This window comes from Rahnella bonaserana, from assembly GCF_019049675.1.
Classification (GTDB): Bacteria; Pseudomonadota; Gammaproteobacteria; order Enterobacterales; family Enterobacteriaceae; genus Rahnella; species Rahnella bonaserana.
Map to the genome: position 1 here is coordinate 26,894 of NZ_JAFMOW010000059.1, position 20,293 is coordinate 47,186.

Below are 20,293 nucleotides of genomic sequence, written 5' to 3' on the forward strand. Positions count from 1 at the left end.
AAATAAAGGTACTTCGGTGAATATTCAGTCACTTCTTTCAAAAAAAGTCAGCCAGGCGCTGATCGCAGCAGGCGCATCCGCCGACAGCGAAGCGCAAGTCCGTCAGTCCGCCAAAGCGCAGTTCGGCGACTATCAGGCAAATGGCGTTATGTCCGTGGCAAAAAAACTCGGTATGCCGCCACGACAACTGGCAGAGAAAGTGGTTGAGCTGTTAGATCTGAACGGTATCGCGAATAAAGTCGAAATCGCCGGTCCGGGATTCATCAACATTTTCCTCGATCCCGCGTTCGTTGGCGCACATGTAGACAGCGCACTGAACGACGAAAAACTGGGTATCACACCGGTTGAACCACAAACCATCGTCATCGATTATTCCGCGCCTAACGTGGCGAAGGAAATGCACGTCGGCCATATCCGTTCCACCATCATCGGCGACGCGGCCGTGCGTACCAATGAATTCCTTGGTCACAAAGTCATCCGCGCTAACCACGTTGGCGACTGGGGTACACAGTTCGGGATGCTGATTGCCTATCTGGAAAAAGTCCAAAACGAAAATGCCGGTGACATGAATCTGGCTGATCTGGAAGAATTTTACCGTGCGGCGAAGAAAAACTACGACGAAGACGAAGCCTTTGCTGAGCGTGCACGGGGTTACGTGGTGAAACTGCAAGGCGGCGACGAATACTGCCTGCAAATGTGGCGCAAACTGGTTGATGTCACCATGAAGCAAAACCAGCTGACCTACAACCGCCTGAACGTGACCCTGACCGAAGATGATGTGATGGGTGAAAGCCTGTACAACAGCATGCTGCCTGGCATTGTTTCCGACCTGCAGGCTAAAGGTCTGGCAGTGGACAGCGAAGGCGCTGTCGTCGTTTATCTGGATGAATACAAAAATAAAGACGGTGACCCGATGGGGGTTATCATCCGTAAAAAAGATGGCGGCTACCTGTACACCACCACCGATATCGCCTGTGCGAAATACCGCTACGAAACGCTCGGTGCCGACCGCGTTCTGTATTACATCGATTCCCGCCAGCACCAGCACCTGATGCAGGCATGGACCATCGCGCGCAAAGCCGGTTATGTGCCAGATTCCGTCGCACTTGAGCACCACATGTTTGGCATGATGCTGGGCAAAGATGGCAAGCCGTTTAAAACACGTTCAGGTGGCACCGTAAAACTGTCTGATCTGCTGGATGAAGCCATTGATCGAGCGCGTAAGCTGATCACTGAAAAAAATCCGGAAATGAAAGATGCCGCTGAACTGGAAAAACTGGTGAATGCCGTCGGTATCGGCGCAATCAAATACGCTGATCTGTCGAAAAGCCGTACCACCGATTACATCTTCGACTGGGACAACATGCTGGCGTTCGAAGGTAACACCGCGCCGTACATGCAATACGCTTATACCCGCGTAGCGTCCATCTTCAAACGCGCCGAAATTGATGTTAACAGCCTGACCCAACCGGTTGTGCTGCGCGAAGAACGCGAAGCCGCGCTGGCAACCCGTTTGCTGCAGTTCGAAGAAGTGCTGACTGTTGTCGCACGTGAAGGTACACCACACACCATGTGCGCATATCTGTACGACGTAGCAGGCCTGTTCTCCAGCTTCTACGAGCATTGTCCTATCCTGAATGCGGAAGATGAAACCAGCCGCAACAGCCGCCTGAAACTGGCTCTGCTGACACAACGCACGCTGAAAACCGGTCTGGATACGCTGGGTATCGAAACCGTCGAACGTATGTAATTCGCAGTAATTCGATATTAAAAAGGGCGCTCAGGCGCCCTTTTGTGTTTCTGACCTATATGCCAGTCAGTCTAACCGGCGGGCAAATTCCTTCACCCGGAAGCCCAGCAGACCGAGCACCGCAAAGTACGCCACCACACCTGCAGCCACTACCGCCGCCAGACGAGCCAGACGATACGCCATCCCGCCCACGTCCCACGCTGGCATCAGGTACAACATCCCGACCAGGGCTGCAGACATCGCAATCACCGCAACAAACAATTTGATCAGGAACATTCTCCAGCCCGGTTGCGGCTGGAAGATATCCTGCTTGCGAAGCTGCCAGTACAGCAGCGAAGCATTCAGACAGGCGGCCAGACCAATCGACAGGGAGAGCCCCGCGTGTTTCAGTGGGCCGATAAAGGCCAGGTTCATCACCTGCGTCATCAGCAGTGTAATGATGGCGATTTTCACCGGTGTTTTGATGTCCTGACGGGAATAGAAGCCCGGCGCCAGCACTTTCACTACAATCAGACCCATCAGGCCGACGGAATACGCCACCAGAGCACGTTGTGTCATCGAGGCATCAAAGGCACTGAATTTACCATACTGGAACAGGGCGACCGTCAGCGGTTTAGCCAGAATACCCAGCGCGACGGAACTTGGCAGCGCCAGCAGGAAGCACAGACGCAGCCCCCAGTCCATCAGACGGTTATATTCACCGTGATTACCGCTGGAGAAGCTGCGTGCCAGTGACGGAAGCAGGATGGTTCCCAGCGCCACGCCCAGCACGCCGGAAGGAAACTCCATCAGGCGGTCAGCGTAATACATCCAGGATACTGAACCGGACACCAGAAACGAGGCGAAAATCGTGTTAATGATCAGGGAAATCTGGCTGACAGACACACCGAGGATTGCCGGTCCCATCTGACGCATCACGCGCCATACACCGGCATCTTTCAGATTCAGGCGCGGCAGCACCAGCATGCCGATTTTCTTCAGATGCGGTAGCTGATAACCGAGTTGCAGCAAACCACCGGCCACCACCGCCCAGGCGAGAGCCAGCACCGGCGGATGGAAGTACGGGGCAGCAAACAATGCAAAACCGATCATGCTGACGTTCAGGAAGGTTGGCGCAAAAGCCGGTATCGAGAAACGGTTCCAGGTGTTGAGTATCGCACCGACCAGCGATGCCAGCGAAATCAGCAGGATATACGGGAAGGTGATCCGCAGCAGCGAGCTGGTGAGCGCGAATTTATCCGGTGAATCGACAAAGCCCGGCGCAGTAATATAAATCACCCACGGCGCGGCAATCATGCCCAACACGGTGACAATCGCCAGCACCAGCGTCAGCAAACCGGAAACGTAAGCGATAAAAGTGCGCGTGGCCTCTTCACCCTGCTGCGTCTTGTACTCTGCCAGGATCGGCACAAAAGCCTGCGAAAATGCGCCTTCGGCAAAAATACGGCGCAGTAAATTGGGAAGTTTAAACGCCACAAAAAAGGCGTCAGTCACCATTCCGGCGCCAAATACACGTGCCACTATGGCATCGCGGGCAAAACCTAATACACGTGAAAACATCGTCATGGAACTGACGGCTGCCAAAGATTTAAGTAGATTCATGTCACTTTTCTTGTTTACCGGTTAGCTGATAAATGAGTCAGTTAAACAACCACGCCTGCATCAGCAGGCGTGAAAGATGAACCGGCATGGCTCAAAGATGCGCTTAGTCTACGCATCCGCCATGCAATAGCCACCGGCAGTTGTTATATGTTGTTATAGAGTGTTAACCGCGCCATTCCGCACGGCTTTTCCGTTAAGAACTCAGGTTAAGAATTCAGAATGTTCTCGATCATTGACTGCGCATAAATCGCCTGCTCACCACTGGTTTCCGGCGCGGTTTGATTGCTCACACAGTCGACAAAGTGTTCAATAGCACCGACAAATCCGCGTTGCGCCAGCGTACTTTGCCAGCCCGGCACCGGCAGTTGCGTCAGGATATCCTGCTGCTCCTCGCGCCAGATTTGCATATTGTCCAGCTGATATACCGCGCCTTCGGTCACTGCCTGAACGCTTTCACGCGAAGTACCCGCACGGCGATGCATGGAAGTTGTCACCAGCGTTTCACCGCACAGGAAATGGTGTTCGCCATAGAGCATCTGGTCTGCTTCATTAATCTGAAGCAGACCGCTTTCCAGAGTGGCATTACCACCCGCCAGCCACAGCGCGGTATCGACCACGTGCAGATAATCGTCCAGCAAGGTGAAACGCAGATCGTTCGGCCCGACGCTGTTGGTCCGGTGTTTATCCATGCGTAATGTCGCCACATCCTGCATGTTGTCTTTAAGCTGACGATATAACGGAGCGAAACGGCGGTTAAATCCGACCATTAACGCTTTGCCTGCCTTGTTCGCCTGTTCGACCAGCTGTTCGGCCTGATCAAGTTCTGCCGCCAGCGGTTTATCGACATACACATGCACACCCTGCGCCAGCAGTTGCCCGACCACCTCGAAATGGCTGGCGGTACTGCTGTGAACGAAAACTGCATCACACTGACTGGCCAGCTCATCTATACGGGAAAAACAGGCCATACGGTAACTGTCACAAACGGCCTGCGCTTTTTGCTGATTCGGGGAGAATCCACCTGCCAGCGTCCAGTTTTCAGCGTGGCTCAGCACCGGCAGATAGGCTTTCTGCGCAATCCCGCCCAGCCCGATAACACCAATACGTAATTTACTCACAACCCGCTCCTGTTAATCAGCCAGATGTTGCAATAAATTTTCCAGACGCTGTTTCAGCTCAGCGACTTCTGCTTCCAGCGTTTCTACTCTCGCAGCCAGATCTGCACTTTCCGGCGCTGAACTGGATAAGGGTTCTTCAGCCCCACCGGCCACATTGCTGACTTCACCGCTAAAAAGATGCATAAACCGGCTCTCACGTTTACCCGGCTCGCGGGCGAGACGCACGCAGAACGGGCCGTCTTCACGGGTCGTCAGTTCAGTCAGGGTTTGTTCAACTTCAGCGACATCGGAGAAATCATGCAAACGGTTTGTGCGGGTTCGCAATTCACCGGGCGTTTGTGCGCCGCGCAGCAACAGCGTAGTGACCACCGCCACTTCCGGCGGGGAAAATTTGAGATTACCGAATTCGGAATTACAGAAACGATGCTCGTACTTCATGGTGCGCGAGCCGCTCAGGGTGCGGATGATGTGCTTGCGCAGCAGTAAATCCAGCGTCTGCTGCACCTCGCTCTCGCTCAGTTCCATCACCGGTTCACGGTTGGTTTTCTGATTACAGGCCGTGGTCAGGCCGTTGAGAGTCATCGGATATTGTTCTGGCGTGGTGAGTTGTTTTTCAAGCAAACAGCCCACGACACGGGCCTCCCGGGCGCTGAGTTCGTGTTTCATACTGCTCTCCTTATCGGGACGGGGGTGTCCATTCTTGCCAGGTGAGTGCTGTCAGCACGTGATCCTGCCATTTGCCGTCGATCAGCAAATAGTCTTTCGCGTAGCCTTCACGTTCAAAACCGAGACGCTCCAGCAACTGACCACTGCGTTTATTGTGCGGCATGTAATTCGCCATAATGCGGTGCATCTTTTGCTGGCGTTGCATATAGCGGATAAGCGTCTGCAACGCTTCGTGCATCAGGCCTTTGCCCTGCCATTCCTGGCCAAGTGAATACCCGAGGAAACAGGCATGAAAAGAGCCACGCAGCACGTTGCTGAAATTCGCCACGCCCATCACCCGGTTTTCATCGGGGTCGAGCAAAATAAAGTAATACGCGCTGCCCTGCTTTTGCATCTCGGTAATCAACCCGAGGCGAGCCTGCCATCCGGAGGGATAACAATGGCTTTCATCCCTGACCGGCTCCCAGGGTTTCAGAAACGCACGATTCTCGGCGTAGTATTCAGCCAGCCGGTGCGCATCACGGTCATGAACCAGGCGCAGAACCATCCGGTCAGTGGTAAGCCGCACCTTTGGTACGGCAGATTTGTAGCCAAACATCCCTTCCCTCCACATCCCGCATGGGTCGATAAATAGAATTTATAGGAAACGACAGATCATCGCTAATTCTGCCAGTCAGAACGCGGCTTGACGATAAAAAAATATTATCAATAGCGCCCTATCTAAATGCCTGTTTCCGGTTCAGACTGGAAGCGTCTTTTCTCCTTTCTGTATCTGCCGGACAGGATACAAATAATCGCTCATGGTGAAGCATGTCTCTGGTATCGCAAGCTCGGAGCTTGGGTAAGTATTTTCTGTTATTAGACAACGCGCTGGTAATTTTAGGCTTTTTCGTGGTTTTTCCGTTGATCTCGATCCGATTTGTCGATCAGCTTGGCTGGGCAGCGATGGCCGTCGGTCTGGCGCTTGGCGTTCGCCAGCTCACGCAACAGGGATTAGGCATTTTCGGCGGAGCAATTGCTGACCGGTTCGGCGCAAAACCGATGATTATCACTGGCATGTTATTACGTGCGGCGGGCTTCGCCACCATGGCAATGGCCGATCAGCCGTGGATTTTAGTCTGCTCGTGTATCCTCTCCGGCCTTGGCGGTACCTTGTTTGATCCGCCACGTACCGCGCTGGTGATCAAACTGACCCGTCCGCACGAGCGCAGCCGTTTCTTCTCCCTGATGATGATGCAGGACAGCGCCGGTGCCGTTATTGGCGCGCTGATCGGCAGCTGGCTGTTGCAGTACGATTTTCACTACGTCTGCTGGGCCGGAGCCGCCATTTTCTGTCTGGCCGCAGCCTGTAACGCCTGGCTGTTACCCGCTTACCGAATTTCCACCCTGCGTACGCCGATGCGCGAAGGCATGATGCGCGTAATTCGCGACCGCCGCTTTCTGGCTTATGTCCTCACGCTCACCGGCTACTACATGCTGACCGTTCAGGTGATGCTGATGCTGCCTATCGCGGTCAATGACGTTGCCGGCAGTCCGTCGGCGGTGAAATGGATGTACGCCATTGAAGCTGTACTGTCACTGGCATTTTTATATCCGATCGCCCGCTGGAGCGAAAAACGCTTTCGCCTCGAACAGCGTCTGATGTTTGGATTGCTTATCATGACGCTCAGCCTGTTGCCTGTCGGGCTGGTGACTTCAATTAACCCGTTATTGCTGCTGATCGGCTTCTTCTACATCGGCTCAATTATTGCCGAACCGGCGCGTGAAACGCTCAGTGCGTCACTGGCGGACTCCCGCGCACGCGGCAGCTATATGGGCTTCAGCCGTCTCGGACTGGCATTGGGTGGCGTGATTGGTTACACCGGCGGCGGCTGGATGTACGACACCGGCCGTGCGCTGCAACTGCCTCAGTTACCCTGGTTTCTGCTTGCCGTCGTCGGCTTTATCACCCTCACCGGCTTGTACTGGCAATTCAATCTGCGCCGCATCGAACCCGCCATGCTCAGCGGCGGCTGATCTCTTACTCATTTTTTTAATACCCACAATGATTGGCGTTGTAACAAGGCGGCAAGCGAGTGAACCCCGATGAGCTGACAAAGGTCAGTGATTCGGGTAAACGAGCGTAGCCAACACAGTGACAGTGACAAGCATGACGGGCAGGTTTGATCTCACACGTATCTATACCCATACTGAATCATAGCGTTAGATAAAATCCGAACCTACATCCGGCAGTTTTCATGCACCCTACAGGTCACCGCCGGCGATAAAAGGAGCCACGACTATGAGACTTTACGTTTACGAACATTGCCCTTTCTGCGTGAAAGCGCGCATGATCTTCGGTCTGAAGAACCTCCCGGTTGAGATCAAAGTGCTGCTCAACGACGACGAAAAAACGCCGATATCAATGGTAGGCAAAAAGATGGTGCCTATCCTGCAAAAAGCCGATGGCGGCTTCATGCCTGAGAGCATGGATATCGTACATTACATTGATAAAAGTGATGGTAAACCGCTGCTGACCGGTCCGCTGAATGCGTCGATTGCCGCGTGGTTGCGTCAGGTTTCTGAATATACCGGACGCCTGCTTTTGCCACGTTTTGCCGCCGCACCGCTGGAAGAATTCTCCACACCGGAAGCGCGTAAATATTTCTCCGATAAAAAACAGGCCGCCAGCGGCAGTTTCGCAGAGCACCTGCAACACTCCGAAGGTCTGGTGAAGAAGATCAGTCAGGATTTGCGCGCACTCGACAAGTTGATCGTCGAGCCGAATGCGGTGAACGGCGAACTTTCTGAAGATGACATTAATCTGTGGCCGTTGCTGCGTTCGCTGACAATTGTACAAGGCATTGACTGGCCTTCGCGCGTGCAGGACTATCGCGACAATATGGCGAAACAGACACAAGTTAACCTGTTAACACGCCTCGCAAGTTAAGTCCGCCCTGCTTCCCGTTGCAGATGCGTTGGCTGCAACGGGAAGTATTTAGCACTTATTTTCCCTATTTCCCTTTTCTTCCCTGCCTCGGGCACTTAGGCTAATCAGCGTTGTCTGATTGGAGCCATGACGCTTTGGGGTCATGCTGACAAAATAGCATTTACGTAATGAGGGAAGAATGACAAAGCGATTTCTGGGTGCCGCAGTACTGATGTGTGCCAGTTTACTGGCCGGTTGTAATCAGCTGACGCAGTACACCATCAGCGAGCAGCAGGTGAATGATTACCTGCAAAAGAACAACAACTTCGAGAAACAGTTGGGTGTTCCGGGACTGGTAGATGCAAAACTGATTCTGACCAATCTCAGCAGCCAGATTGGCCGTGCAGAACCGGGCATCGTGACACTGACGGGCGACGCGCATGTTGATATCTCCTCATTGTTCGGCCCGCAAAAAGCCGATATGCGCCTGACCCTGAAAGCGCATCCGACGTACGACCGTGAGAAAGGCGCCATTTTCCTGCGTGATATGCAGGTGGTTGATTACACCATCAAGCCCGAAAAAATGGATAACGTGATGAAAGGGCTGATGCCTTATCTGAACAATTCACTGAACACCTATTTCAACCAGCGTCCGGCTTATGTGCTTAATGGCGATCACAGCAAAGGTGAAGCGATGGCGAAGAAACTGGCCAAAGGGATTGAAGTGAAACCGGGGCAGTTAGTGATACCCTTTACTGACTAGTCTGAGTAAACCGATAATAAAAAGCCCGGCGTGATTGCTCACCGCCGGGCTTTTTACGTTCTGTCGTCCGGATTACTGGTCGTCTTCTTCCGCATCATCCAGCTCTGGCGGCAGCTGCTCTTCCAGTTCGTCGCGCATCGCCTGCAAGGCTTCACGACTGATTTCAGACAGTGTGCGGTAAAAACCGCTGGTGGCATGGGCTTCGACTTTACCGAGGAATTTGCCGCACCACGGGAACAGGAACTCATCGAACAACGTGATTTGCGCGCTGACTTCATCTTCCTTCGACTGGTCTTCCAGCCAGGACGCTGCCAGCAACATACCGCCAAAATGATCGGCAGGCGTTTCACCTAAAGGCATTCCGCGCTGTTGCAGGAATGTGCGCACATCCATTTCATTTGCACCGTCAACATAATCGCTGCGGAACGGCGAAACCGCGCATTCTGAGCCGACAAACAGACGGTTAAATTCAGCGGCCAGTGCTTCGGGATTGGCGCTTTCCTGCAAACGGATAAGCAGCGCATCCTGTTCCAGCGGCCAGTGTTCGCGCAGCTTTCCGTCCTGAATCAGACCAAATAACGGAACCAGTAACGGATCCTGCGGCTGACGGTAAAACAATGTGCCCAGCACGCGGCAGACAATCGAAAACTCATTCATAACAGTAACCTGATAAGACAATGAAAAGGGTTAATCACCCGCGATTTGGCCGTGACAATGTCACAGTTCACTTAATTCAGCAATGGGTTCACGCCCGCGTGCCTCGAGAAAATCGAGGAAACGTCGCGGGCTGACGTTAAGAATACGGTCCTCAGGGAAATCAATTTCACGCAGGATACGTTCGCAATGCTCAAAACCGCCCAGCGAGTAAGCGATATGCGAATCTGACCCCAGCGCCAGCCAGCCACCGGCTTCTTTGACTGCCAGCGCGATGGCGCGGCAGTTAGGCTCGCTGCCCACGCGGGAATGAATAAACGAGGAGTTATTCAGCTCCAGCGCGACGTTATATTTTGCAGCAGCGGCCGCCACGGCAGGGATATCAATCGGGTATTTCGGGTTGCCGGGATGAGAAATAATATGTACTTCTCCGCCCGCCATCGCTGCAATCATCGCTGCGGTATGGGTTTCTTTATCAACCGGTTGCATCACCGGTTCGTGGAAACCGGCAATAATGACGTCGATTTCTTTGAGCATCGGGCCGGTACAGTCGATATCACCATCAATGTTTTTTATATTCGATTCAATGCCGCGCAGGATGCCGATTCCGTTCACCAGACGCGGCCAGACCCGCATATTCATAAAGTGCCAGTAGTGCGGCGCATCGGCCATATCAGGGCCATGATCGGTGATGGCAAACAGCTTAATGCCCTTTTCCGCTGCCTCATCAATGTAATCATGTAACGTGCTGTAGGCGTGGGTGCTGGCAACAGTATGCATATGTAAATCAACCGGGTACGGCATGTGCTCTCCTTGAAGTCTTTCGCTGCGGCGAAATAACCGCAGCAATTATAATGTTAGCAGATGAACGTCAGTAACCCCGACCGAGATCGACACGCCCTTTCGGCTCTTGCCCTGCTTCTATCGCCAGAATATTGCTGACGATGCTGTCCATCGCTTGTTCCGGCAGCGTATCAGCAGCGACGTGCGGCGTAATGCTCACGCGCGGATGTGACCAGAACGGGTGCATACCCGGCAACGGCTCTTCAACGAAAACGTCGAGTGAGGCAGCGGCTATCTGACCGCTGTCGAGGGCGCGCAGCAAATCGCCTTCCACCAGATGTCCGCCCCGGCCAAGGTTAATCAGATACGCATTATGCGAAAGATTTGTGAACAGTTGATGATTGAGAATACCGGCGGTATGCGGCGTGTTTGGCAACAGATTTATCAGCACCTTGCAACCGCGGGCAAAAGTCGCCAGCTGATCGTCACCATAGAAACTCTGCACACCTTCCTGCGACTTGGCGCTGCGGCTCCAGCTGCGCACGGTAAACTGCATATCCACCAGCGCCTGCGCCACGCTGCTGCCGAGTACGCCGGCACCGAGAATACCGATGGTGAATTCACTGCGTGAATGCGGCGAAAGGGGACGCCACTGTTTTTGTTGCTGGAACAGCTGATATTCGTCCATCCGGCGGAAATAACGCAGTACGCTGGCCAGCGCATATTCCTGCATCTGCAATGCCATGCCGGTATCTTCCAGGCGCAGTAACGGCACACCGGCAGGCAATGTGCCCGGCTGACGCTGTTCTTGTGTGAGGATGGCATCGACGCCCGCCCCCAGCGCGAAAATACCTTTCAGCATGGTGCGCGGTGCGAGCATGGCATACGGCGGTCGCCAGACGAGGGCGTAATCTGCGGGTTCATGATCATCGGCATTCCACACGCGTACGTTGGCCTGCGGTAATCTTTTTGTTATTCCTTCAATCCAGGGCTTTGCATCAAATGTAGGGTGGTAAAAAATAATGTTCATCGGGGAAGCCTCCTGTGGACTGATAGATTTCCCTGAATATCATCGGGATGCAACCCTGTGATGTAAAAAAGAACAAGCCCCGCAGAACGGGGCTTGTGAAAGGATATGTTGTGACGACAAAAATCAGGCCACAGCAGGCTCGCGGTGGATCATCCGGCGCAGCAGCGGAATAAGAATCAGCAGTACGACACCCGTCGCAACAGAACCCCAGCCCAGTGCGTTAAACACCTGACTGTATCCCGGATTGGTCAAGACCGGCGTACTGCCAGCATTTTGCGGCATCAGCCCGGAAATGTAGCTCGCAAGCACTGATGCCACGCCTGTCACCATCATCCAGCAGCCCATCATCACGCCCTGGTAACGCGGAGGCGCCAGTTTGCCGATCATCGCGTAACCGATGGGTGAAATCAGCAGTTCGCCGATACTTTGCAATATATAGCTGATGGCAATCCATTTAAACGCCACCAGCCCGTCGCCGCCCGCCAGATGAATACCCAGCGGGAGAACCAGCATCCCCAGCCCCATACAGAACAAGGAAGCCGAAAACTGCGCCGGAATATCAATGTTCCAGCCGCGCTGACGCAGACGGTTAAACCACAGCGCCATCAGCGGCCCGCCGATGACGATCACCACGGTATTAATGTTCTGGATCCACTGCGGTGCGACGCGAATACCGTAAACGTTCAGGTCAATGTTGTGTTCAGAGAACAGCATCAGCCCCATTGGCGCGAGCTGATACAACATCCAGAACACCAGTGAACCCAGCGCCAGAAGCAGATAGGCTTTCATGCGGCGACGCTCATCGGCATTACGATGGCGGAACGTAACCAGCGTCATGAGCGCAAAAATCACCACTCCCAGTGCCACCACGAAGTAACTGCTGAATTCTGCGTGGGTCAGCAACATGCGGATCACCGGCACCAGCACGATCAGGATGGCAATACCGACGGCCAGCCGGCGCAACCACTGACTGCGGCTGACCTCTTTAAGCGGTGTACTGATGTCAGCCAGAATCGACCAGCGGGAAAGCGTCACGACAATCGCCGCCACATTGCCCAGCGTGGCGAACAGGAACAGCGCGCGATAGTTTTCACTCAGTTGGAAATAACCGGCAACCGCGAAACCAATAAAGAAGCCGAGGTTCATCCCGGCGTAGTTCCACAGGAATGCCGATTCACGGCGGTCATCGTCCGGCGCAAAGCGCTGAGTCAGCATCATGTTCAGGCAGGTGACATTCAGTCCGCTGCCGGTCAGGAACATCGCCAGCCCCCAGTACAAACCTGTCACGCCTTCCAGCGCAATCAGCGCGCAGCCTAACACCTGCAACACCATGCCGAGCACGAACAGATTACGGTTGCTGAGATAACGTCCGCCCAGATAGCCGCCGAACATATGCAACCCGTAGTTGAATGCGCCGAACACGCCCATGATGGCGTTGGCGTTATCTTCACTGAAGCCGAGTTTTTTGGTGGCGTATAAAACCAGCGTGGAATACAGCACCGCAAAGCCGAGCGTCGCGAATGTCTGAACGAAGAATAATGTGCCCGCCCCGGCAGGAATTGCCGTCCGGTGTGGCGACGTGGTCGCGTTATTTGACTGACTCAAGAATAACCCCTGTCCTTATGTGATATACAAACTCTGCTTCAATTGGTGACTTGTACAGTTCTTATGCGAAGCATTTTTTAACAGTGCATTGTTATACCGCTACCGCCCGCGATTACCACAACATATCTTGCTATTTCGCCGTAACAAAAAGTGTTTGCGGGATAATTGTGCTTTTATGCAAAATTGCTAATTATTTATTCATTCTGATAAGCAAATTTAATCACATCAGGCAACCAGATAACGGTTGTTCATCCTTAACGCATTTTTTGCTCTTTAAATCATCAGATTGCTCTAAGTTTGTCTAAACGGCATGGAACCTGCAAAAGAGTGTTGACGCTGACCTCACTTTTCCCTACATTAGCGCCGGTCAGCAGCACTGCGGTGCAGCCGGCGACTGGAGAGGTGTCTGAGTGGCTGAAGGAGCACGCCTGGAAAGTGTGTATATGAGAAATCGTATCGAGGGTTCGAACCCCTCTCTCTCCACCACATTAAACAAAAAAGGTTCTGATGAAAATCAGGACCTTTTTTGTTATGGGCGTTTCAAAAACCAGTCAGCGTATCAACGGGGATCCCCTGCGCAGAGTCTGAGCGTCTGACACAAAACGCCGAAAATTTTCTTGACCCTTCGCGGCTGTCTCCCTATAGTAGCGCCCCGTTGCAACGCTTGCGCTGTAACGAACACGGTGAGGTGTCTGAGTGGCTGAAGGAGCACGCCTGGAAAGTGTGTATACGAGAAATCGTATCGAGGGTTCGAACCCCTCTCTCACCGCCAAATTAAAGAAAAAGGGTCCTGATGAAAATCAGGACCCTTTTTCTTTTGTATTACACCTGGACGACGCGAAAACCGATACCCAAAATAATTCAGGCTGCAGGAAGGCGGCAAATGAAGGCATCCCGATGAGCTTACTTACGTAAGTGATTCGGGGGACTGAATGCAGCCAACGCATCTGCAGCGTGAAGGATGAAGGGTACCAGCATCAGCCCTGCCCTTAACCCCAGCGCGACGTTCGGATTGGGAAACAGCACGACTTCCTCGTCTGCTTCCACTTCATAAGTTCTTCCGCTTTCCTTCGCGATAACAAAACCTTTGCTGAAGGCCGTAAAATTAAGGGCATCTGCCGGGACAAACAGCTCAAAATCTTCCTTTGAACGGATCACATCCTGCACCACGCGGTAATGCACCAGCGGCGCGTCGGCTTCACGGGGAGGCAAGGGTTCACCGCTGACCAGCGTTTCCAGCGCGCAGCGAATACCGGTGAACTGCGCGTGATCGTTAGTGCCAAAAGGCAGCGCCTTGCCCAGCTCCAGCGTGCAGCTGTCGGCCTGAAAAACATCACTGCTGAAATGCGTAAAAGTACCGCCCGGCGACCGGTGATGCACCAGCGCATCCAGTCCGGCGGCATCAAGCCAGGCGAGCATCGCTTCGCTTTTCGCCCGTGTCTGTAAAGGCAGCAGCCCGAAGCGCACATGCTTTGAACCGCGGATTGCCGTGTGCAAATCATAGTGGAATCGCTGCGTAGTTCCCGCCGCAGTGGCACTGCGGTAAAACAGCGCCATCACCTGTTCAAGTTCCTGCGCCCGGCGGCTTTCATCATTGGGCGTATAACGCGCATGACGCCCGCCAAACATGCGATTCATATCCGCGTCGATAAATCGCTTATTGATACGCATTGCAGGAGGATTGCCCAGTAAGACCAGCAATCTGACCCGTAACTGCCGCTGGCCTGAAAGCAGTTCAGCGACCAGTTGATTGAGCAGCTCCACCGGCGCGGTTTCATTGCCGTGAATACCGGCGGAGATCACTACCGCGTCCACGCAGGGATAACGCGGTGACAGCTCGAGGATCCCCTCGCCGCGCCATTGCCAGTCCAGCGTTTCGGTTTGTCCGGCAGGCTCTGTCAGGGCATCGCCGGAAAGCGTCGTCGCCAGCAAATCAAACATATCTCACTCCTTTGAGGTTCAGCGCTGGAACGGATAAATCGCACCCAGCCCGAGAATATTGGTCAGTTCGTCAAGCGCGGTACGCACTTCCGTCAGAAGCTGTGGATCGGCCAGATCTTTGGCCTGCATCCGGTCACGATAATGGGCATCCACCCAGGTATTGAGCCGTGTGAACTGGCTGTCGTTCATCAGCGAAGCCACGTTAACCGCATTCAGTTCGTTGCGGTTGAGCGCCACACGCAGGCGCAGACACGCCGGACCACCGCCGTTACGCATACTTTCGCGCAGATCAAACACTTCAATCTGATCGACAGGTCCGCCGCTGTCTTTCAGCTCCGACAGATACGCCCATACGCCGGGGTGCTGGCGCGACTCTTCCGGCACCACCAGCATCATTTTTCCGTCCGTCTTGCTCAGCAACTGACTGTTAAACAGATAGGTCGCCACCGCATCGTCGAGCGATACTTTTGACTGAGGCACTTCAACGGGTAAGAAATCCAGCTCCAGCGCCGTCATTTTTTTGCGGATTTCGGCCAGTGCTTTCTCTGAATTGACAAACGCCTGTTCATGATGGAAAAGCACGTTACCGTTACTGACAGAAATCACATCGTTATGAAAAACGCCGCTGTCGATGGCGTGCGGATTTTGCTGAATAAACACCGTGCGCTTCTCATCAAGCTGATGCAAACGCGCTATCGCGTCGCTGGCTAAACGGGTCTGACGCGCCGGATAGCGCACCGGTTCGTTTTCGCCGGTCATCAGCCCGTCACGCCCGTAAACAAAAACCTGTAAACCGGGTTTATCGTAGGCACCGCATAAACGGTTGTGATTTGCTGCTCCCTCATCCCCCAGCGCCGCCACCTGCGGCAGTGCGTCGTGGTGAGCGAAATATTTATCCGCGTGGAACGTCGCGCGCAAAATGGCAGAGGTGGTTTCTGCCTCAATCGCACGGTGGAATTTATTGTTCAGGTTGGCGACGGTAAAATGCACGCGCCCGTCCGCGCTGTCCGCGGAAGGCGAAACGGTCGCCGCATTCGCCACCCACATGGCAGATGCAGAACTCAGCGATGACAGCAAACGTGGCGAATAAGCCTGCGCTTTGGTCAGCACCTCACGGTCACTGCCACCGAAACCCATTTTACGCAATGTGCTCAGATGCGGACGTTCATGCGGTGGCAAAATTCCCTGCGCAAAACCCAGGTCAGCCAGCGCTTTCATTTTCAGTAAGCCCTGTTTAGCCGCCAGACGCGGATTCGCTACTGCATTCTGATTTTTGGTCGAGGCTTCGTTGCCAAACGACAGCCCCGCATAGTGGTGCGTTGGCCCGACTAATCCGTCGAAATTTGCTTCACATCCAGACATTCCTGTCTCCTCAGGTTGTTCGGAAATCAATACCAGGCGACAACGTCGCAGGGAGTTCCAGCTTGTCTGTTTCCAGCGAGGCCATCGGCCAGGCACAATAATCCGCCGCATAATAAGCACTTGGACGGTGGTTGCCTGAAGCACCGATGCCACCGAAAGGCGCGTTGCTTGATGCGCCGGTCAGCGGTTTGTTCCAGTTAACAATGCCTGCCCTTGCTTCCAATAATAGCTGCTCAAACTGAGAGCGCTCAGCAGAGATAAGTCCGGTTGCCAGGCCGAAGCGTGTCTGATTGGCGAGGACGATGGCATGATCGAAATCGCTGTAGCGATAAATGCCCAGCAACGGACCAAAATATTCTTCATCAGGAATGCCCGCCACGCCAGTCAGATCGATGATACCCGGCGTCAGCACGGTATTGAGCGGATCCGGACGTGTCAGCAACAGCAAGGGTTTTCCGCCCAGCGCCAGTAATTCATCCTGCGCTTTCAGCATATTGCGTGCCGCCGCGTCAGAAATGACGCCACCCATAAACGGCTGCGGATCATCGTTCCAGCCGCCAACACGCAGTTGCATGGTCACGTCGAGCAAACGTGCGATAAACGCATCCCCCGCCGCGCCCTCTTTTACCAGCAGGCGACGTGCACACGTGCAACGCTGCCCGGCAGAAATAAAGGCCGACTGAATGGTCAGGTTCACCGCCGCATCAATGTCTTCTGCCGGCTCAACAATCAGCGCATTGTTGCCGCCCATTTCCAGTGCCAGAATTTTTTCGGGCTGACCGGCCAGTTGCCGATGCAGCTGATAACCGGTGCCTGCGCTGCCGGTAAACAGCAACCCGTCGATATTGCCGCAGGCCGCCAGCGCTTCCCCCGTCGAACGACCGCCCTGCACCAGATTCAGCACCCCTTCCGGCAGCCCAGCCTGCTGCCAAAGTTTCACAGTTTCTTCCGCGGTTTTCGGCGTCAGTTCACTCGGTTTGAACACCAGCGTATTACCCGCCAGTAAGGCCGGGACAATATGTCCGTTCGGCAGATGTCCGGGGAAGTTATACGGGCCAAAAACGGCCAGCACGCCGTGTGGCCGGTGGCGCAATACGGCTTCACCGTCAGGCATGGCGGTGTGTTTTTCCCCGGTACGTTGCTGATTAGCCTCCAGTGAAATTGCCACTTTGCCGATCATTGCCTGAATTTCGGTCAGCGTTTCCCAGCGTGGTTTGCTGGTTTCCTGGCTGATGATTTCCGCCAGCCGGGTTTTGTTTGCAGTGAGTAAATCCGCGAAACGCTGAATGACTTCAGCGCGTTCAGTCACACTTTTACGCGCCCACGCCGGAAATGCCGTGCGCGCTGCCGTACAGGCGGCTTCGACATCTTCTGCATTGGCGCTCAGCGCCGACCATAACAACGTGTTATCCGCCGGATTGGTTTTGTTGAGCTGCGCGCCTTGTCCGCTGCGCCACTGGCCCTGAATAAAAAGTGCAGGTTGCATCATGCGAGACTTTCCTTTTTGAGAATTTGGGTAGCAGGAGGAGGTGTGCTGCCGGGGAAAAGCGCCACGGCGCGCAGGGTATCGCCTTCGCGCAGGCCAAGTATTTCGGCTTCTGCGGCATTAAGCGTCAGGTTATCCGGCGTTTCGCCCCCCGGAACCAGCAGGGCACGGAAGTTCTGATATTGCTCATTGGCGACCAGATACAGCGGCTCATCGCCATCGCCGGAATTTTCCGCCAAACGCACCGGCAACAGGCGGCTTTCTTTCACCGCGCGTAACTGATCAATTTCGCCTTCAAGCGTCGGACCGGCATCGAAAATATCCACATAACCTTCGTAACGCAGCCCTTCGCCTTCAAGCACGGCACGCGCTGGCGCAGTCTGCGGATGCACTTCGCCGATCACTTCACGTGCTTCATGACTGAGCAGTTCAGTATATAAAGGATGTTTTGGCATCAGTTCAGCAATAAAGGATTTCTGCCCCATGCCGGTCAGCCGATCGGCTTCGGCAAATTCCATACCAAAGAAATGCCGCCCCACGCTGTCCCAGAACGGCGAATGACCGCTGTCGTCGGAGACACCGCGCATTTCAGCGATAACCTTGCGGGAGAAGTATTCGCGGAACGCTGCCAGAAACAGGAAACGCACTTTCGCCAGCAACTGACCGTTTTTACCGTTGCGGTAATCAGCATCGAGAAACAGCGTGCAAAGCTCGGTATAACCGGTGTGATCATTGCTGAGAAACAGCGTCGGTACCGGCTTATAAATATTCAGGCTTTTAGAGGCATGGACCAGCGTGCCGAGGCGGAAGTTGTACCACGGCTCACTGAGTCCGACCGCCACTTCAATCGCGCTGACGCCGACCACTTTTTTCTTTTCGGTGTCTTCGAGCACGAACAGATAGCCCTGTTCGCCTTTATCCAGACGACCTTCCCAGGTCGCCACCGAGCGCTCAATGCGCCCGCGTAAATGCGCTTCATCCTTGGGCAAAGACGTTAAACCGATGCCGGTTTTGCCTGATAACTGCAGGATATCGGCGAGATCGCCGGGCCGCACAGGTCGAATCAACATCATGATGCTCTACCTCTATTTACCCAATGGATCATACGCACAGTCGCGCAACGGCTCGCTCAAGGCGGTTCAGCCCTTCTTCAATATCTGCGCCCGGAATAATCAGTGAAGGCGCAAAGCGCAGCACGTTGGGGCCGGCAATCAGCGCAATCAGTCCTTCTTCTGCCGCCAGCGTATTCAGCTGTTTGGCCTGATCCTGATAACGCGCGTTCATTACCGCGCCGATCAGCAAACCTTGCCCGCGCACTTCGCTGAACACCTGATAACGGTCGTTGATGCGTTTCAGACCCGCGACAAACCACTCATGGCGTTTAGTGACGCCGGCCAATACTTCCGGCGTGTTAATCATCTCAAACACCTTACCTGCCACCGCTGTCGCCAGCGGGTTACCGCCGTAGGTGGTGCCGTGGGTGCCCGGCTGGAATAACACGGCATAACGGTCAGTGGTCAGCATCGCACCAATCGGGAAACCGCCGCCGAGCGCTTTGGCACTGGTCAGAATATCCGGCACCACGCCGTAATGCTGATAGGCATACAACTCACCGGTACGTCCGACGCCGGTCTGCACTTCGTCGAAAATAAGCACCGCCTGATGTCTGTCACACAGCTCACGCAGTCCTTGCAGAAATTCAGCGTCAGCCGGCACCACCCCGCCCTCGCCCTGAATGGGTTCAACGATAACCGCGCAGGTGCGGGAGGAAATATGGCTGGCGACAGCGGCCAGATCGTTAAAGGGCAGATGGGTAATCGCCTGCGGTAAGGGCGCGAAATCTTCGGAATATTTTGGCTGACCACCGGTTGTTACGGTAAACAGCGTGCGTCCATGAAACGCATTTTTGAAGGCGATGATTTCATTCTTTTCGCCGCCGGTTTTATTGCCGTACAGTCTTGCCAGTTTCAGCGCAGCTTCGTTGGCTTCCGCGCCGGAGTTACAGAAAAATACTTTGTCAGCAAAGGTGGCGTCGATCAGTTGTTTCGCCAACCGCAACACCGGTTCATTGGTGTAACCGTTACCCAGATGCCAGACTTTATCCGTCTGTTCATGAAGTGTTTTACGGATTTCAGGGTGCGCATGACCCAGCGCATTCACGGCAATGCCGCCTGCAAAATCGACATAATCTTTGCCCGTCTGATCCCACAGCCAGGATCCTTCACCACGCACGGGAATAAATGCCGCAGGGGCATATACCGGCACCATCCAGTCATCAAAGTTCTGGCGGCTGACGTTTTGTGGCTGCTGTTGGTGTTCCATATAAACCTCTTAATGTAAGGCCAGTGACTGGCTGAATTCAGGGTGCAGGCGTCCGCCCCCCATACCAGCAGGAATTCTGGTTATTAGTTTGTTATTTAAAAGTTAATAAATAATCTCACTTAGTCACATCATAGAGTGCAGCCTTCATGCCAGCAAAGGAAAAAAGTGAATAAAAAAAGTGACCTCGAGAAAAAACAACCACTTAATACCGCCTGTTATTCACTTTAAATGCATAAAAAATGAATAAATGAAAAAATCCCCTTTTGCAGCAACGAGGCCCCGGGAATGACTATGCAGGGAAAT

17 protein-coding genes and 2 tRNA genes are annotated in these 20,293 nt (G+C 54.0%); 6 read left to right on the forward strand and 13 right to left on the reverse strand.

Annotation, left to right across the window (positions count from 1 at the left end; all coding sequences use genetic code 11):
- Positions 1–16 precede the first annotated feature (16 nt).
- Positions 17–1,750, forward strand: coding sequence for an arginine--tRNA ligase (gene argS / locus J1778_RS08860; RefSeq protein ID WP_217172862.1), 1,734 nt, complete (start codon positions 17–19; stop codon positions 1,748–1,750).
- Between the two features lie 66 nt (positions 1,751–1,816).
- On the opposite strand, the gene murJ is transcribed toward argS, so the two are convergent.
- From murJ to rimJ, 4 genes are all read right to left on the reverse strand, one after another.
- Positions 1,817–3,352, reverse strand: coding sequence for a murein biosynthesis integral membrane protein MurJ (murJ, locus tag J1778_RS08865; protein ID WP_217172863.1), 1,536 nt, complete (start codon positions 3,350–3,352; stop codon positions 1,817–1,819).
- Positions 3,353–3,558: 206 nt separating this feature from the next.
- On the reverse strand, positions 3,559–4,470 hold the full coding sequence (locus tag J1778_RS08870; protein WP_217172864.1) for a Gfo/Idh/MocA family protein: 912 nt from the start codon (positions 4,468–4,470) through the stop codon (positions 3,559–3,561).
- A gap of 12 nt (positions 4,471–4,482) precedes the next feature.
- Positions 4,483–5,136, reverse strand: a complete 654-nt coding sequence (locus J1778_RS08875) for a YceH family protein (protein WP_217172865.1) — start codon at positions 5,134–5,136, stop codon at positions 4,483–4,485.
- Between the two features lie 10 nt (positions 5,137–5,146).
- On the reverse strand, positions 5,147–5,734 hold the full coding sequence (gene rimJ / locus J1778_RS08880; RefSeq protein WP_132963875.1) for a ribosomal protein S5-alanine N-acetyltransferase: 588 nt from the start codon (positions 5,732–5,734) through the stop codon (positions 5,147–5,149).
- Positions 5,735–5,946: 212 nt separating this feature from the next.
- On the opposite strand from rimJ, the gene mdtH reads away from it, so the two are divergent.
- From mdtH to J1778_RS08895, 3 genes are all read left to right on the forward strand, one after another.
- Positions 5,947–7,152 carry a multidrug efflux MFS transporter MdtH gene (gene mdtH, locus J1778_RS08885; RefSeq protein ID WP_217172866.1) on the forward strand — a complete coding sequence of 402 codons (1,206 nt, stop codon included), beginning with the start codon at positions 5,947–5,949 and terminating at the stop codon, positions 7,150–7,152.
- 265 nt (positions 7,153–7,417) lie between these two features.
- Entirely contained in the window at positions 7,418–8,065 is a 648-nt protein-coding gene (gene grxB, locus J1778_RS08890; RefSeq protein ID WP_217172867.1) for a glutaredoxin 2, read from the forward strand.
- Between the two features lie 178 nt (positions 8,066–8,243).
- Positions 8,244–8,807 (forward strand): lipoprotein, encoded by a 564-nt coding sequence (locus J1778_RS08895; RefSeq protein ID WP_217172868.1) that lies wholly within the window; start codon positions 8,244–8,246, stop codon positions 8,805–8,807.
- Positions 8,808–8,879: 72 nt separating this feature from the next.
- Here the strand turns inward: J1778_RS08895 and J1778_RS08900 are convergent, their stop codons facing one another.
- The 4 genes from J1778_RS08900 to J1778_RS08915 all read right to left on the reverse strand — a co-directional run bounded on the left by J1778_RS08900 (position 8,880) and on the right by J1778_RS08915 (position 12,879).
- A complete protein-coding gene (locus J1778_RS08900) occupies positions 8,880–9,464 on the reverse strand; it encodes a TorD/DmsD family molecular chaperone (RefSeq protein WP_217172869.1) in 585 nt (194 codons plus the stop codon).
- Positions 9,465–9,524: 60 nt separating this feature from the next.
- Positions 9,525–10,265, reverse strand: a complete 741-nt coding sequence (locus J1778_RS08905) for a phosphatase (protein ID WP_217172870.1) — start codon at positions 10,263–10,265, stop codon at positions 9,525–9,527.
- Positions 10,266–10,332: 67 nt separating this feature from the next.
- Positions 10,333–11,274, reverse strand: a complete 942-nt coding sequence (gene ghrA / locus J1778_RS08910; RefSeq protein WP_217172871.1) for a glyoxylate/hydroxypyruvate reductase GhrA — start codon at positions 11,272–11,274, stop codon at positions 10,333–10,335.
- A 123-nt stretch (positions 11,275–11,397) separates the two neighbouring features.
- On the reverse strand, positions 11,398–12,879 hold the full coding sequence (locus tag J1778_RS08915) for a peptide MFS transporter (protein WP_217172872.1): 1,482 nt from the start codon (positions 12,877–12,879) through the stop codon (positions 11,398–11,400).
- 396 nt (positions 12,880–13,275) lie between these two features.
- On the opposite strand from J1778_RS08915, the gene J1778_RS08920 reads away from it, so the two are divergent.
- Together J1778_RS08920 and J1778_RS08925 are read left to right on the forward strand one after the other, a co-directional pair.
- Positions 13,276–13,365, forward strand: a tRNA-Ser gene (locus J1778_RS08920).
- A 196-nt stretch (positions 13,366–13,561) separates the two neighbouring features.
- A tRNA-Ser gene (locus J1778_RS08925) sits at positions 13,562–13,651 on the forward strand.
- Between the two features lie 131 nt (positions 13,652–13,782).
- Here the strand turns inward: J1778_RS08925 and astE are convergent.
- From astE to J1778_RS08950, 5 genes are read right to left on the reverse strand one after another with little or no spacing between them, the layout of a single operon-like run.
- Positions 13,783–14,820: a succinylglutamate desuccinylase gene (gene astE, locus J1778_RS08930; RefSeq protein ID WP_238484639.1), complete on the reverse strand. Its 1,038-nt coding sequence runs from the start codon at positions 14,818–14,820 to the stop codon at positions 13,783–13,785.
- Positions 14,821–14,838: 18 nt separating this feature from the next.
- Positions 14,839–16,182, reverse strand: a complete 1,344-nt coding sequence (astB, locus tag J1778_RS08935) for an N-succinylarginine dihydrolase (protein ID WP_217172873.1) — start codon at positions 16,180–16,182, stop codon at positions 14,839–14,841.
- Positions 16,183–16,192: 10 nt separating this feature from the next.
- Positions 16,193–17,671, reverse strand: a complete 1,479-nt coding sequence (astD, locus tag J1778_RS08940) for a succinylglutamate-semialdehyde dehydrogenase (RefSeq protein WP_217172874.1) — start codon at positions 17,669–17,671, stop codon at positions 16,193–16,195.
- Positions 17,668–18,741, reverse strand: coding sequence for an arginine N-succinyltransferase (gene astA, locus J1778_RS08945; RefSeq protein WP_217172875.1), 1,074 nt, complete (start codon positions 18,739–18,741; stop codon positions 17,668–17,670). The genes astD and astA overlap by 4 nt, the downstream gene beginning before the upstream one ends.
- Before the next feature lie 28 nt (positions 18,742–18,769).
- Positions 18,770–19,990 carry an aspartate aminotransferase family protein gene (locus J1778_RS08950; RefSeq protein ID WP_217172876.1) on the reverse strand — a complete coding sequence of 407 codons (1,221 nt, stop codon included), beginning with the start codon at positions 19,988–19,990 and terminating at the stop codon, positions 18,770–18,772.
- Positions 19,991–20,293 lie beyond the last annotated feature (303 nt).